This is a genomic window from Verrucomicrobiota bacterium (assembly GCA_034440155.1).
Classification (GTDB): Bacteria; Verrucomicrobiota; Verrucomicrobiia; order JAWXBN01; family JAWXBN01; genus JAWXBN01.
In genome coordinates, this window is sequence record JAWXBN010000100.1 from 26273 (window position 1) to 42061 (window position 15789).

The window sequence follows — 15789 nt, forward strand, 5'->3', positions numbered from 1 at the left end:
GATAATAATCGCGACTAGAAGAGTTCGTCGATTTTCCCGGAGATGATATCCTTGCGTAACATAATGCAGGATAAATAGATGGACGTGCAACCTGCTAGGATGCCACTAATGGGAATATAATAACCTAAACGGAATAGGAAATACCCTATTCCAATCAGGAAAAGGAGACAAAAGATGGGAATCGAATGTAGCTCAAGCGGAAAATAGAGTAAAGCAAAGGCCAGTCCCACACTCGTGACAAATCCGAGTAAGTAAATGCCCCAACCCCGTTTTTCAATGAGATAATCCATATTCATAATACTCGAAATAACAGCACCCATTTTTAGAGCACTGTCTCTTGAGACACCCTGAGGGTTGAAAACGATCACTATTTTTTCCATAAGCGCATTCAATTTCGGTGTTTCCAGCCCACTTTCACCCGAAGTGGTATATTCTGTCATGAGCTCATCATACATAACAGTATTGAATTCAACATCTTGCGGAAATCTTTTCAGGTAGAATCCGCCATGCATGTCAATATTTATCTTCCTTGTTTTTTCGAGTGCTATCCAATCAATCTGTGATCCGCTTTGGATGCGTACGAGCCTTTCAAAAATGCGGTCATGGATAATCAGGGCTTCTAGTTCGATTGATGGAACCACCCTATTCTGGCAGTTATAAATCAGATTTACCCGTAATCCATTTTCATTATTTAAGGGGCCAATGCTGTATGTCGCACACTTGATGAATATCGAGGCGGGTGCTTTTTCGATTTTTATTTCAGGTAAATCATGAAGTGCTCCCGTAACATTAACGAAGTGGGGCAAGAATGATGGAAAGCTGTTCGTATTTGTTTGGCCATGGGATTCAAGGGTGGGAGTCAGGGGAACAATCACATTTCCCGCATAATCCATTGCCTCGGCAAGACGAATGTCGAACATCCCGGTATTTTCGTCAGAAGTATTCAAGTCATAGTTTAGGATAGTCAGGCGGGGTGGCCGCCGGGAGAGCGCCCTCATGAGGAGACTGAGATTCAAACGGTTATCCTCCACAGGGATCAGGACAATTTGATCGTTGGCTTTAGCTTTTCCGGAATATGATGCGTAGATTTCTGCCAAGGACAAATCGACTTTTTCCAGCAATCGTGTGTATGTCACGACGCTGGCCACGAGACAGGCGCAGAGCCCAAGGATCAGGGCTATTATCCAACGTTTGGATTTCATTGGGCACTAAACTAAACACCCCCGAGGTGATTGAAAAGACCTTATTAAAACAAAAATTCACTCTTGCCTTGATCGCTTGAGTCACGAATATAGTCCGTCCATGGAAGAAATTTTACAGCCTGAGGTCGTGATCATCGGAGCGGGGGCTGCCGGTTTAATGTGTGCGATAGAAGCAGGCAAACGCGGGAGAAAAGTCCTTGTGCTGGAACACAACCAAAGTGCCGGCAAAAAAATCCTGATTTCTGGTGGAGGCCGGTGTAATTTCACCAATCTTAATGCCGGTCCGGGGAATTATCTCTCCCAAAATCCTGACTTTTGCCGTTCAGCCCTTGCCCGATATACACCCACTGACTTTCTCAAGCTGGTTGAGGCACATGGGATCGGCTACCATGAAAAAAAACTTGGCCAACAATTCTGTGATACGAGCGCACGGGAGATTCTGGATTTACTCCTGAGTGAATGCGCGGAAGCCGGGGTACGAGTGATCTATGGTGTCCATGTTGCGGCGATGAGCAAGGGAGATCGGTTTCGGGTGGATACTTCACGAGGAACGGTTTCTGCTGAAACCTGCGTAATCGCCTGTGGTGGCCTTTCCCTGCCGAAAATCGGTGCCACGGATTTTGCCTACCGGATCGCCGAGCAATTTGGTCACCGGCTGGTCGAAACGAGGGCGGGACTTGTACCGCTGACTTTCCAAGGCCGGATGCGCTCGTTTTGTTCGGGTTTAAGCGGTGTATCCGTGGATGTGGAAGCAAATTGCGCAGGGAAAACCTTCCGGGAGAATCTTCTTTTTACCCACCGAGGATTAAGTGGCCCGTCGATTTTACAAATCTCCTCCTTTTGGCAGACGGGGGAGGAACTTTCGATTGACCTGATGCCGGATCAAAATGCCGTGGATTTACTCGAAGATGCCAAAGCACGTGATATCCGCATGGACAATTTACTTTCACAGAAACTGCCTTCCCGTTTTGCCGGACAATTTGCCTTGGAATTCGGTCCCTTGCGCCCGCTCAAACAGTATAACTCGAAGGAACGCGCACAAATTGCTGCGACCCTGAAAAAATGGCCTGTACGGCCTGATGGCTCAGAGGGTTACGTTACAGCCGAGGTAACCATTGGTGGAGTGGATACCCGTGATATCAACCAGAAAACCTTAGAGTCGCGCAAATTGTCCGGGCTCTTTTTTATCGGCGAATGCGTCGATGTCACCGGTTGGCTTGGTGGATATAATTTCCAGTGGGCATGGTCCAGTGGTTTTTGCGCAGGACAGGTGTGTTAAATTCATTAATTTCCGGTAAACACCCATAAAACAGGAATTAAGAGGACTACATCCGAGAGGACTCGCGCTAGAAGGGGTTTGGCGGGTGCAATTTGCTTTGCAGTTATCCAGAGGCAAAACGCGGTTATACCCACGAGGATAAAAAGAAAATGTGCCGGAAAAAGGAAGGCGCACACCAAAGAGATGGATAGGGGAATAAAACAAATCAGCCATTCGACAAAAGGATAGTGTTTCCTCTCCTCCCAAAGGGTAATGAACAGGCAATTTTCAAAACATAATAAAACAAATAACAGAAATGCCATGAGCGTTTGAATGTCGAGGGTAGTCCTCCAGATTAATGGAAAAAAGGCTGTGCCGCAGGCAAAAAGGACCGCAACTCCGGCCTCTTTTACGCCCAGTGCCGTTTGCGCCCAGCGTCGTTGATGAATGCCGATGAGATATGCTCCCACGATCAAGGAGAAAACTACACCTCCGATGGCGCCTTTTGGACGCAACATCAGTAGACTTGTGACCGTGCAAATAGAAATAGCCAAGAGGCATAGAACGATGATTAATTTCCGGTTGTATCCGGCAAAATCATGGCGTTGTTGCTGGGCAAAACCCTCGGACTCCTTGCTGTTATCTAGAAAGCGGTCCCCCAGGTAAACAGCCCATGTCCCGGTGAAAAGAATGACATAATGGAACCATTGCAGACCGCTACTGAGCAAATTCCCCCAAATCATTTGCCATATCATCGCCACAACAGGAGCGTCGAGGCCAACGAAATGGATATATTTAATAAGCGGTTTCAATGGGGCAATTCTGTCAGAGCATCAATAATTCTTTATAAAAATATTGCCACTCATTAGTTTTATAATAAGAAGGTGAATCGTTGCCCTGTTTTTGGGTGCGAAAAAGTTACATGTAACTTGTTTGACTCTGGGACAGGCATGGTTTTACCTTGGATGTCCAACGGTTAAATCCCCTTAAGGAAAGGTTTTGGTTATGGCAAATCTACTCGAGCAATTAAAACAATTCTCTATCGTAGTCGCTGATACAGGTGACTTTGAATCAATTAAAAGATATACCCCCCGTGATGCGACGACAAATCCCAGTTTGATTGCTAAGGCTGCGACGATGCCCGAATATCAGGATCTGGTGGCTAAAACACTTGCTGATGTTAAACAAGAATGCTCCAGCAGCTCCGAGCAACTTTCCGTGGCGATTGATAAGCTTTTTGTGGCCTTTGGTGGCGAGATACTCAAAATCGTTCCAAATCGTGTTTCTACGGAGGTGGACGCGCGCTTGAGTTTCGATGTGGTCGGTTCAGTCGCAAAAGCAAAAAGTCTCATAGGACGTTATGAAAAGATGGGCATTCCCAAGGAACGTATCCTGATCAAACTTGCCAGCACTTGGGAAGGGATTGAAGCGGCCAAACAACTCAAAAATGACGGGATTCATTGTAATCTGACATTACTTTTTTCTTTTGCCCAAGCTGTCGCTTGTGCGGATGCGGGCGTGCAACTGATCTCCCCGTTTGTCGGACGTATTTTTGATTGGTATAAAAAATCTACTGGTAAAGAATCCTATGCCTCCCACGAAGACCCCGGGGTGTTGTCTGTGACAAGGATTTATAATTATTACAAAAAGTACGGATACAAAACCGAAGTCATGGGGGCCTCCTTCCGCAATCTCGGGGAAATCACCGAGTTAGCCGGATGTGACCTGCTCACGATCAGTCCCCAGCTTTTAGAAGAACTCATGACCGCGCAGGGTACCTTGCCTCTCAAGCTCGACGCTTCCAAGGCTGAAGCAAATTGCACTGAGCCTAAAATCCCGATTGATGAAAAATCTTTCCGCTGGATGCTCAATGAAGATCAGATGGCTACCGAGAAACTCTCGGATGGTATCCGCGCTTTTACCGCCGACCTCTTAAAGTTAGAGAAATTCATCGCTTCAAAACTCTAATCAAATTTTGCTTGGCCCGTGTCCTCACGGGCTAAAGCAAGAACGAATTAATAAAAAGGAGTCACCATGTCCACCCTGACCGCTTCACCCGCTTGGAATGCCCTGGAATCCCATTATGAAAAAGTGCGCAATCTACAGATGCGTGATCTTTTTGCCGAAGATTCGGGTCGTTTTGATAAATTCCATTTAAATTTCGAGGACATTCTCCTCGATTATTCTAAGAACAGGATTACAGAAGAAACCATTACCCTTCTCCGAGCTTTGGCAAAACAAGCCGATATCCAGGGATGGGCACGCAAAATGTTTTCGGGCGAAAAGATTAATACGACGGAACAACGTGCAGTCCTCCATATTGCCCTCCGTAACCGTTCAAATACCCCGATCCTTGTCGATGGTAAAGATATCATGCCAGAGGTTAATGCTGTCCTCGGCCAGATGAAAACTTTTAGTGAAAAGATCAGGAGCGGTGAATGGAAGGGGTATTCCGGAAAAGCCATTACCGATATCGTGAATATCGGCATAGGAGGTTCCGACCTCGGTCCTGTCATGGTGACAGAAGCCCTGAAAGCCTATTCAAAACGGGATTTACACGTGCATTTTGTCAGTAATGTCGATGGGACACACATTGTTGAGACACTGAAATCATGTAACCCCGAGACGACCCTTTTTATTATTGCATCCAAGACTTTCACGACTCAGGAAACCATGACCAACGCGCATTCTGCACGTGATTGGTTCCTCGCTACAGCAAAAGATGAATCACAAGTGGCGAAACATTTTGTGGCCCTTTCTACTCATGAAAAAGCCGTGACCGCTTTCGGCATCGAAAAGGAGAATATGTTCGCTTTTTGGGATTGGGTAGGGGGACGTTACTCTCTTTGGTCTGCCATCGGTCTTTCCATCGTCCTGTCTATCGGGTTCGAGAACTTTGTGGAGCTCCTTACCGGTGCGCACGATATGGACCAGCACTTCCTAAATACACCTGCGGAGAGCAATTTGCCCCTGACCTTGGGTTTGATAGGGGTGTGGTATAATAATTTCTTTGGTTCGCAAACCGTTGCATTACTCCCTTACGACCAATACATGCACAGGTTTCCAGCCTACTTCCAGCAGGGCGACATGGAAAGTAATGGCAAAAGTGTTTCGCGTGATGCCAAACACGTGGACTATTCCACCGGCCCGATTATCTGGGGTGAACCCGGCACGAATGGACAACATTCTTTTTATCAACTTATCCATCAGGGATCCAAGCTTATCCCCGCGGACTTTATCGCACCTGCCCAGTCACAGAATCCTATCGGGGAACATCATCCGATCCTCTTGTCGAATTTCTTTGCTCAGCCAGAAGCCTTGATGAAGGGGAAAACGCTAGAGGAAGTCAAAGCCGAGCTATCCAACGACGGGATGAGTGGTGAAGCATTGGAGCAACTTGCGCCATTTAAAGTATTCGACGGGAATCATCCGACGAATTCAATTCTCTTCCACAAACTCACGCCCCGCACATTAGGACGTTTAATCGCCCTTTACGAGCACAAGATATTTACTCAGGGGATCATCTGGAATATTAACTCTTTCGACCAGTGGGGCGTCGAGCTCGGCAAACAACTTGCTAAAAAGATCCTGCCTGAGCTCAAAGGAACAGAAACAGTCTCTTCACACGATTCCTCTACCAACGGCCTCATTAATTATTGGAAATCACAAAGATAAACGATTTCGGGATTATCTTTAAAAGAAAAAGGGCACATCAATCGATGTGCCCTCTTTTTTAAATTTATAAATAATACCGCCAGTTAATATCGGGGAAGATGTTATCCCGCCATTCGAGGTTACTCAAGAAAGCTTCGTCGATACGGTTGTATTTGATTTGTTCAAAGAGTTTTGTGAAACGCAGGATATGGTCTTTGGTTCGTTTTGCGGCGTAGTGGGGGGCGGTTCCTGTCTTCATGAGGAAGGCCCAGTCGCTCGATTGGGCGAGGAGGAGTTCACGCGCAAGTTGCTTTAAGGCGCGTTCCATCTGCCCGTAGGCATTTGGATACATGCAAGCGGCCTCGGTCATGCGTTGGGCAGCCACATGGAGATGAGGGTATATCCAAGCATTTGGCCCATCGAGCCAGACTTCCCAATAACCTTTCGCTCCCCATGATGATGCGCTCGGGGTGGCGACTTGGTGGGTGTCGAATTGCTTTAGGTAATCAGCGGGGGTCGTGAGTTTATAGGTGCTTTGGTCAAAGACACTTTTACGGATAAAATAATTCAGGAATTCAGGCCCTTCGTACCACCAGTGACCATAGAGCTCCGCATCGTAAGGGGCGATAATAATGGGAGGGGCACCCATGACGCCTTGCAGGTGTTCGACTTGTTTCTCTCGGTTGTGCATGAAGTTGCCAGCATGCATGGCTGCGTGTTCAAGGGCGACATCCGGATCGTAAGGTTGTTTATGATCGGTTTTACCGGTGATTTTGTAATATTTTAGTCCGGTAAATTTACGTTCACCTGTCGGGAGGATATACGGACGTATATAGTCATAATCCAGATCAAAACCAATATCCTTATAAAAATCACGGTAAACAGGGTCTCCAGGGTAACCTTCGATGGAACTCCAGACTTGTTTACTCGACTCGGTGTCGCGTCCAAATGCGGCGGGGCCGCTCCGCGTAAAGATGGGGGCAAATACCCCGTAACGGGGACGTGGATCAGCAAACAGAACCCCATGGGTGTCAGTAAGGAAATAACGAATTTCAGCCTCTTGGAGGACTTTTTCTAGCCCAGGGAAGTAGGCGCATTCAGGCAGCCATATACCGCGGGGCGGCCGTCCAAAACATTGGGTATAATGATCGCGGGCAATCATGATCTGGGCCCGGACAGCTTCTGGATAATCTTGCATCAAGGGCAGGAATCCGTGGGTCGCGCCGCAAGTGATGATTTCTAGATTTCCTACATCTTGGAATTTTTTAAATGCCGTAATCAGGTTCCGGTTATATTGATCTTGGAATACATGGCGGATGCCCAACAGGCGTTTGTGGTAGAACCATGCCAGTTTATGGAAAGACGGATCATGCTTTGTCCGTTCGATTTCCTTCCAGCTTAACTCAAGGAGTTTATTGACGTAACGAACATAACGATCCTGAAGAAGTGGATCCAAAAGCATGTTGGCCAATGGAGGCGTGATGGACATGGTCAGGCGGAAGTCCACCCCGTCGGTCAGCATTCCGTCCATCATCTGAACGAGCGGGACGTATGTTTCCGTAATCGCTTCGTATAACCAGTCTTCTTCGAGAAATTCTTCATGTTCAGGATGCCTGACAAACGGCAAATGTGCATGGAGAACGATTGAAACGTATCCTTTAGTCATATGATTCTTTCAAAAAAAGCATTTTATCACCCCAAAAACCAGAGCAAAGTTCATTTCTGCACTAATATAAAGGATATCTTTACTCCAAACGTCCCAAAGGTTCGACGTATTTCGGGTCTTGAGGATGATTAGTCACTTCACCATCACGGGCAGTGGTTCTGAGAAATGACAAAAGTACTCCGCGTTTCTCGACATTGTCGGGAGAGGTAGCCTCTACAGGAATGTGGAAAATACCATCAGGGAAAGACCAATGATAGGTGAATGTGCCATCTTTGCGGATGTCTATATCTTTGCCGGAGATCCTGAGCTTCGCCGCAGGGTCGGTAGATCCATAGATAATCAGCTCTGCATTCACATTCATCCAAAATTCGCGTTGTCCATATCCACCGGCGGGACTAGACCAGCTGCTGAGTGATTCACTACTGAGCAGGCCGGGAACAAATCCCGATGTTGTATCCCCTAAGAGACGGCGGCGGAGCCATTCGGTGACTTCATGGGAGCCTACACGAATTGTCTGCATCATATCCTCCTCACCAAGGTAGGTAATAAGAGCTTGTTCTTGTTCCTGAGTCCATTCCCCCTTTAGGATGTTAGCTTTAAACGGGAAAGGATGTCCGTGATCCTGTAAACGCGCCAAGGCCTCGGCAAGTTCTTCATTTTCAGACAAGAGTGATTTGATCAATTCCAGAAGGGCACGGAAACTCCACTCGAAAGGAATTGTGGCAAAACGGGCAAAGGTATTTGGTGAAAAGTTATCGCGCGGGGCTGTGGTGGTGCCGGAGCGGGATATTACTTCAAAATGCTGATCACCATGGCGGTAGAACCCGAGTTCTGCAAAAAAAGTCAGGTTTGGTTTTTGCGCGTGGTAATAATAATTCCTCACATGGTCGGAAATCTGGGATTGAAGAACCTCATTCCCATTTTCTTCAAAAATTTTGAGGAAAATCTTACTGTCATGGGCTTTGGCAGCGTATTCGTGGAATTGCTGCCAGCTGAGGTCCCAATAAGCAAAGAGCCAATAGGGATCACGGGCTGAAATAAAAAGTTTTTTGGTGCCGTAAGCTTCCGGCAATTCACCAAGATCCTCAAAATCAATTCTCGGAGTTGAAGGAGTAGTTGAAACCGTAAATTTACGGTTTGAGATTTCAATTTCCGGATCAATGAGATCCGACAGTATTTTTGCCATAGTCCTGCGTTTGACGACAGCTGTTGAACGAACTTTATTTGATTTTTTGGACTGTGAACGAATTGATTCGGGTTTCAGCTTTGCATGACGTTTGACAGGGCTTTGGGAAGATGTCTTAGATTTTACGGGTGTTATGGATTTAACTTTGGATGCGGACCGTTTCGCGGCCGCCGCTGATTTTTTCTTTGCTAGTATAGCCATAAAGTTAATCCTTTCTGTCCCCGAATATGATTTTCAATTAGATTATCTGTCACAAGTCGTAACGACAAGGAACAATCCTGTGACTAAACAATCTCCTTTTCCCCAAACCACTTGGCAATCCAATGACGAGCTTTTCGGTCGGGAATTGGTTGATTCAGGATTTTGATCGCCATTATCTGATCCTGATGACCCAGTCCCGTCAAGGAGCCCCTCACATACGTTTCCACAAGCATAGTCTCATGCTGTGTTGCGTAGCCATGCGGCATTGATTCGTCACCTTATAGCAATCATAATGCCAAGTCGATTACTATTCACTCAATAGAAACATTAAAAAATACCAAGAATCTCCTAATTACGCTCTAAGAACCTTAAAATGAATATCTTAAGTCGTAAAATGAGTTGATTTAAGTTGATGATTTTAGTCTTGTGAGATTTTAAGGAGTATTTTAATGTTTAATTATAAGATAATTTAAACGAGGTTAGAATTCGTCAATAAAAAGTTACTCGATATGAATTTTTTGAAGCTAACAGTTGTAGCATTTTGCAGTTTTCTACTGACAAGTCCTTTGGCTGCATTAACGATTAATTCAAATAATGCCACTTATTCCCGTTTTTCGGGGGGATTTCCTTCAGCTCCAATAGATAACCCAAGTTTTTTTGCAGCAGATTATGACCTGAGCGGGATCGGTTGGAATAATGCGAGTGCAGGACAAAGTTTTGCACTGATTAGTCCTCAGCATGCGGTTTTTGCGACACATTTTTTGCCGGGAATGGGTACGACTATCAAATTTCTCAATGATGATAGCGTATTAGTAAGCAGGACAGTCGCCTCACAAACCCAAATTGCCGGGACGGATCTCTCCCTTTTGACATTCTCTTCCGCATTCACTGAGGCAGATAAAGTAAAGATTAATCCTGTCCTTTCCATGCCGACTTTGGGTGATTATTTGGGGCAAACAGTCTGGATGTATGGGCAAACAGCTCAAATGGGCAGCTCGAATTCTGTTTATACATTTCAAATGATATCGAATATTTCGGGACCTACATTGATGTCTATTTATCTGCGGGATTATACGACTCCGGGTCAGGCAGTCGGTCAAGTAGGTGACTCTGGAAGTCCTTCTTTTATTCCATGGGACGGGGTTTTAAGCCTTATTGGAACTCATTCGGGTATAGATGTAAATGTCGTTATTTCTCCCGGGGTGACCAACGATCTTACCGCCGATGCGTTTATTCCGGCCTATATTTCACAATTGAATGCAGCCATGGGCAGTTACCGTGTTTCCACCATTGATGTTATTCCATCAGGAAATTACACAACACCTGGAACGGGTGATTTGTCGAATTCGGCCGCCCTCTATATTACAAACGGGGCCACATTACTGAATAATTCCGGGACAACTAACGGGGCAGGTTTATATAGTGATAAGAATCGTAAGGCGGTTGTGACGGGAGCTGGTTCCCTCTGGTCAAATACGGGGACATTGACAGTGGGGGTGGTGAATAATAGTAACTCGCTGCAAGTCCTTAATAACGGAGTGGTATATGCCACAAATTTTATCGTTGGGGGTACGGCTTCATCTACCGGGAACACAGTGAGAGTCAATGGGGGGTTGTTAATTATCACAAATGCCGGAGGTACTTCCACCTATGACCTCAGGCGGGGGATCCATCAACAATTTGCAGGAACCACCCTTACTGATAATTTTTATATGACGAATTCCCAAGCGACTCTTGTGATAACAGGGGGAGCTTTTACGGTTAAAAATAGTTCAGCCATTTCAAATTATTCCACCCTCCTTTTATCAGGAGGTGTTTTATCAGGTGGGGCAACATCCATGTCCGTACAGAGTAATGGCGTTTTGATCGTTAATAGCACCTTAAATGCAGCAGGAGGCCTGCAAATTGCTCAGGGGGGATTACTAGAGGGCCATGGGAGTATTAATGGAGTGGTATCCGGTTCGGGGTTAGTCAGCCCTGGAAATAGCCCGGGTATTCTCACTGTCAGTCAGGTAGATCCATCGGCTGGTTTGGACTTTGCATTTGAATTCACAGCCTTGGGAGCCCCCGATTTTTCAAGTCCTGCTGCTTCTACCAATGACTTAATGAGGATTACAAATATGACAGCTTTCACCTCATCATTAAATTCAGGCAATTCAATTGATGTATATTTGAACTTGGCTAGTTTTTCTACTGGTACATATTTAGGAGGGTTTTATTTGGATAGCGGGCTTGATATTGTTTCTTCAATCTCCGCGGCGACACTCAAATATTGGGTTTATGATGCTGTGGGGACAAATTCATTTAACGGATTCACGTATAATGCGCTCAACCTCCCGCTATATTCTATCTCACTTTCTTCTAGTTTACTGCCGGCCGATTTTGGATCCGGCATAATCAATGGTTCAATATTAGGATTTAATATTCAGCCTGTACCGGAACCAAAGACGACTATACTCTTTCTGGTTCTCATTTCAGCAGTGCTCTCGCTGTCATGGTTGTTCAAAAGACCTACAAAATGCGAGTGATTTTGGAGCGTTTAAAGAGAAACCAGCCAGTTAGTCGGAATTTATGTCTCATTTTTGGTTTTAATGCCACCGCCTTTCAGGTGGTTACTCAAATCTTTGAAATTCGGGTTCGAGCTTATGGACGGCTTTCAGCCGGAGCATAATCATTCCACCATCTTTCCAGACGGTGTATTTTGAATTTTATCGGACAAATATCTATTTTTTATGATGGATTAAAAAATGTCACTGTTTTGTCAAAAAACTGACACATAATTGCCATATCTATCAGTCTATATCGCTCCGAACCTTAACCAAAAGAACCTTTTATGATTAAAAAAATACTCGCATCCCTCCTCTTAACAATATCCTTCTGCCTGATAGCCGATGCGGGGGATGGCTCGTACAGCACAACCGGCACCTTTACTGGTGAAATAACCGCTATTGAGGAATCCCGTGACTCTATCACTGTAGTGGCTGATGATGGTCAGGTGCGCATGTTTGCCGCCAGTCATTCTCGTAAAAATAACCTAAGTGTGGGGGATAAGATCCGTGTTGGTTATGTCAACCAATATGAGTGGCCTTTACCTGTTCGTTCTTTGACCGTCCTGCGCGGTGGGTACGGGAAATAACCCCCCCCAGAGTTGTCAGTTTACTCCAGTACCACCGATTTAACGGGTGGTGCTTTTTATTTTTTTGTAGCAAGACAGCCTGAAATATCATTCGCAGGAATATGAAGCAAAATATTCTGATTAGTGGGACGTGATGAAGTAATTCAGCAGGCAGCATACTTCTCTACTTTTGATTGCAGAATAAATAAACCCCATTTAGTGTTTGGGGTGTGAAAAAGCTGGATGTCATTAGCTTACTATTAGCTACGTTATTAATTGTTGCCTGTTCCCAAGACTCAGAGCCGTTGCCACGTGCCCGCGATATTAATGTGCTCATCTTTGCAAATAGCCGTGAGGAAGCCTTTATCCGGGCGCAAATTGAGGATTTTCAAAGATTTAACTGGAATGCCAAAGTCCGGCTGCTTGTTCGCCCCCCCGATTTCTCCGCCTTGGCCGAATTAGAAAGGATGGAATCAAAAGGGCAACCGGTTGATTTATTGTATTTCGAGTCACGAGAGTTATTCCCTTTGGTTGCCAAGGCAAAGCTGGCCCAAATAGGAAAGGATCATGATATCAGGAAAATTTCCGAAGGGATTTTACCCGAGTTGAATAAAAAATTAGCGATTAAGAACGAGCAATATAGTCTCCCTTTTGCTTGGAGTACTGCTGTACTTGTGTTCAATAAGAAGATATTTGACGGAATAGGAATATCCTACCCGTCCGAATATTGGGGATGGCCCGACGTATTGGAGTCCGCCCAAGCGGCGGCAATGGATACTGATCGTGATGGGAAAATAGACCAATATGGGATGGAGATGCAGTCACGGGCGGATGAAGTAATGATGATGTTTTGGCAATTTGAGGGAGAAACACGGACGGATGCTAATTCCCTGACGACATTATTAAACCCTGAAAATAGATTGATCCTAGACCAAACAATCGATTTTTACAGTGATCTCCAAAAGGGAATGAATGTTGCCACGATCAATTCAAAAGGACTCAAAGGAGGTTTATTTGAGTCTGGGCGGGCTGCTGTTACATTTGGTCAATGGAGCGATGTAGAGTCTCTTCTGCAGTCAAATCGTAGAAGCTTGTGGCAAATTGCACCTGCCCCAAGGGGCCGCGATAAGGCTACGGTTCTAGAAGCGAAGCTCTTTGCTGTAGCGCAGGATTCCGTCCATAAAACAGAGGCGATAGCTCTTGCTCAATTCTTCTTACGTTCAGAGGCTCAAAAACTTTTGTTAGAAGAAGGAGTAGGGCTGCCCGTTTTGACTGCGTTGAATGAAAGAACACTCACAGAGGGAAAAGAAATGGGAATAGATATGCAGTCCTTTTATTTGCAGCTGCCTGATGCGCAAATTGCACCCCAAAATATTGTGATGAAAGAAATCCAGAAAGTGCTTGATGACCGTCTTTCATCAGGCCACAAAATCGTGACATCACCTGAAGATAAGCCTTCATTCAGGAGCCGTTTGAAACTCCGCCTGGAATCAGAGAAAAAGTGATGTGATAATTTTCATCCTATAGATTATTTTTTGGATGCCGCTTCTTTATATAACTCGATAATACCATCCACACATTTTTCCCATGTAAACTCTTTTGCTCGTGCTTTTCCCCTTTCAATCATTTCCTGTCGCAGGTTTTTTTCCAATACAATTTGTTTCATCCGGGCGGCGATCTCTTCCGGCTTGAGAGGATCAAAGTAAAGCGCGGCATCCCCACAGACCTCAGGGAGTGACCCCGCCCGCGAAATCAGTGCTGGTGTCCCACAAGCCATAGCCTCCAACGGCGTAAACCCAAACCCCTCGGACAATGATGGATGGATGAGGGCTGTGGCATGACTGTAAAACTCCAATAGCCTTTGATCGTTTAATCCAGACAAAATCATGACTTGCTCACTGAGTCCGCGTGAGCGAATCAACTCTTCAAGTAGTTGCATTTGTCCTTTAAAACTTTTACCGATAATTACAAGCCGGTATTGGCACCCAGATTGTGAGAAAAGGGCTAAAGCCTCGATCAATGCAGGCAGGTTTTTGTGTGGTGATAAATTTCCTACATAGAGGAAGTAGGGTTTGTCTATGGAGTCAGGCCGAGATTCTGTGGGCTGGAAACGGGATTCTATGCCTAAATGAATAATTCTGATTTGAGGGGATACTGATGGATAGTAGTGGACTAGGCAGTCAGCTGTGTATTTTGAGATACAATGTACCAGCTTCGTTCTTTTCAGAAGGATAGGAAGTAGGATTTTGAGGCCGGCAATCCTTTTGTTACGAAAAAATCCGGGATATTGGAATGCAAACATATCGTAGATAGTCAGAACATCTGGACGCCTGGCTAGGATAGGATGATTAAAGTGGGGGGCATGAATGATGGCAGGCTGTCGATAGGCTGTGTGGCCAAGCTGTTCCTTAAGTGTGAAAAGGGCAGTGTCAAATATGCTTATTTTGGCATTGGGATAACTTAGGGTTAAACTGCTAATATCTTTGCTTGAGGCTAGTAGACGAAGGTTTTTTCCTCGGGAATGAAGTTTTCCAACGAGGTTTGTTATAAACCGTCCAATCCCGGAATTCCTGTGCATCCTGAAATCGATAAGAACTTCAGATGACATTTTTTTTCCTTAATACGACAGCACACGTGTCGTAGCCATTATAACCGAAGATATGATAAATCAATTGACATGTGCGATAAAAGTTTTTTTCAAATATGAGCTTGATTCCCGTTGCTACATAATAGGGATCAAGTTTCATTTCAACGATCTCAAACCCATTCAGAGTGAAACATTTCTCGAGCGAATTAAAATTCCAATGACTAAGATGCAGTTCATGTAAAGATATGTCTGACATGATGCGCGGCAGTCCTAAATGGCCGAGGTACTTGAATCTTTTCGGACAATAGACCTTAAGGAAGGGACTTAAAAATCCTTTAAGTTTATTCCTAAATGAATCTTGATCATTTGGTACTGCAACCAATAATATGCCATTTTTATTCAATAACTCTGAACACCGGAGCATTAAATCGAATGGTTTAGTAACGTGTTCAAGGACATGAAATAATGTGATTACGTCATACTTTCGATCAAGGATAATATCTGATATATCACCATTGTATAAATTAATATTATACTTTTCACGTGCGATTTGAAAAGCCCGCCCGGAAAGTTCAGTTCCCTCCCTAATAGGAATAATACCTTCTAACAGGCTTAAGAATTGTCCAATTCCTGCCCCAATATCTAAAATACTTGAGCCGACTAGACAGCTTCTAAATGTTTGAATGCGTCTCTTCCACAGTTTTTCTCTCTCATTTATCTGAGATAACCAATGATCATATTGTTGTGGTTGAGAGTAATAGTCGCGAATACTATCCAAGAGTGGTTGAGGGGTATCAAATATCAGTTCACATTTTTTGCACTGACAAAGGTATGCAACTGTATCAATCTGATTAATTTCAGGACTCAAGCATCCAATACAATTATTATGATTTGATTCATTTATATTATCAGGTAATATC

The 15789-nt window shown here is 44.8% G+C and carries 12 protein-coding genes; 6 read left to right on the top strand and 6 right to left on the bottom strand.

Annotated elements, in window-relative coordinates; translation table 11 throughout:
* Positions 1 to 14 precede the first annotated feature (14 nt).
* Positions 15 to 1202 (bottom strand): hypothetical protein, encoded by a 1188-nt coding sequence (locus SGI98_10575; GenBank protein ID MDZ4743846.1) that lies wholly within the window; start codon positions 1200 to 1202, stop codon positions 15 to 17.
* Positions 1203 to 1311: 109 nt separating this feature from the next.
* Between SGI98_10575 and SGI98_10580 the strand changes: the two genes are divergently transcribed.
* Positions 1312 to 2481, top strand: coding sequence for an NAD(P)/FAD-dependent oxidoreductase (locus SGI98_10580; GenBank protein ID MDZ4743847.1), 1170 nt, complete (start codon positions 1312 to 1314; stop codon positions 2479 to 2481).
* Between the two features lie 5 nt (positions 2482 to 2486).
* Here SGI98_10580 and SGI98_10585 read toward each other — a convergent pair whose 3' ends face one another.
* The gene (locus tag SGI98_10585) at positions 2487 to 3272 is read right to left on the bottom strand and encodes a hypothetical protein (GenBank protein ID MDZ4743848.1); all 786 of its coding nucleotides are present in this window, start codon (positions 3270 to 3272) and stop codon (positions 2487 to 2489) included.
* A gap of 193 nt (positions 3273 to 3465) precedes the next feature.
* On the opposite strand from SGI98_10585, the gene tal reads away from it, so the two are divergent.
* Both tal and pgi read left to right on the top strand, forming a co-directional pair.
* The gene (tal, locus tag SGI98_10590; protein MDZ4743849.1) at positions 3466 to 4428 is read left to right on the top strand and encodes a transaldolase; all 963 of its coding nucleotides are present in this window, start codon (positions 3466 to 3468) and stop codon (positions 4426 to 4428) included.
* 66 nt (positions 4429 to 4494) lie between these two features.
* Positions 4495 to 6135, top strand: a complete 1641-nt coding sequence (pgi, locus tag SGI98_10595; protein ID MDZ4743850.1) for a glucose-6-phosphate isomerase — start codon at positions 4495 to 4497, stop codon at positions 6133 to 6135.
* A gap of 64 nt (positions 6136 to 6199) precedes the next feature.
* Here the strand turns inward: pgi and SGI98_10600 are convergent, their stop codons facing one another.
* Positions 6200 to 7780: a 1,4-alpha-glucan branching protein domain-containing protein gene (locus SGI98_10600; protein ID MDZ4743851.1), complete on the bottom strand. Its 1581-nt coding sequence runs from the start codon at positions 7778 to 7780 to the stop codon at positions 6200 to 6202.
* Positions 7781 to 7859: 79 nt separating this feature from the next.
* The gene (locus SGI98_10605; protein ID MDZ4743852.1) at positions 7860 to 9167 is read right to left on the bottom strand and encodes a DUF4912 domain-containing protein; all 1308 of its coding nucleotides are present in this window, start codon (positions 9165 to 9167) and stop codon (positions 7860 to 7862) included.
* Between the two features lie 509 nt (positions 9168 to 9676).
* Here SGI98_10605 and SGI98_10610 point away from each other — a divergent pair.
* The 3 genes from SGI98_10610 (at position 9677) to SGI98_10620 (ending at position 13787) form a co-directional block, all read left to right on the top strand.
* On the top strand, positions 9677 to 11695 hold the full coding sequence (locus SGI98_10610) for a hypothetical protein (protein MDZ4743853.1): 2019 nt from the start codon (positions 9677 to 9679) through the stop codon (positions 11693 to 11695).
* A 305-nt stretch (positions 11696 to 12000) separates the two neighbouring features.
* A complete protein-coding gene (locus SGI98_10615; GenBank protein ID MDZ4743854.1) occupies positions 12001 to 12303 on the top strand; it encodes a hypothetical protein in 303 nt (100 codons plus the stop codon).
* Between the two features lie 209 nt (positions 12304 to 12512).
* The gene (locus tag SGI98_10620) at positions 12513 to 13787 is read left to right on the top strand and encodes an extracellular solute-binding protein (protein ID MDZ4743855.1); all 1275 of its coding nucleotides are present in this window, start codon (positions 12513 to 12515) and stop codon (positions 13785 to 13787) included.
* Between the two features lie 23 nt (positions 13788 to 13810).
* Here the strand turns inward: SGI98_10620 and SGI98_10625 are convergent, their stop codons facing one another.
* A complete protein-coding gene (locus tag SGI98_10625) occupies positions 13811 to 14890 on the bottom strand; it encodes a glycosyltransferase family 1 protein (protein MDZ4743856.1) in 1080 nt (359 codons plus the stop codon).
* A partial coding sequence (locus SGI98_10630) for a class I SAM-dependent methyltransferase (protein MDZ4743857.1) occupies positions 14880 to 15789 on the bottom strand: 910 nt, incomplete at its 5' end. The genes SGI98_10625 and SGI98_10630, both read right to left, overlap by 11 nt.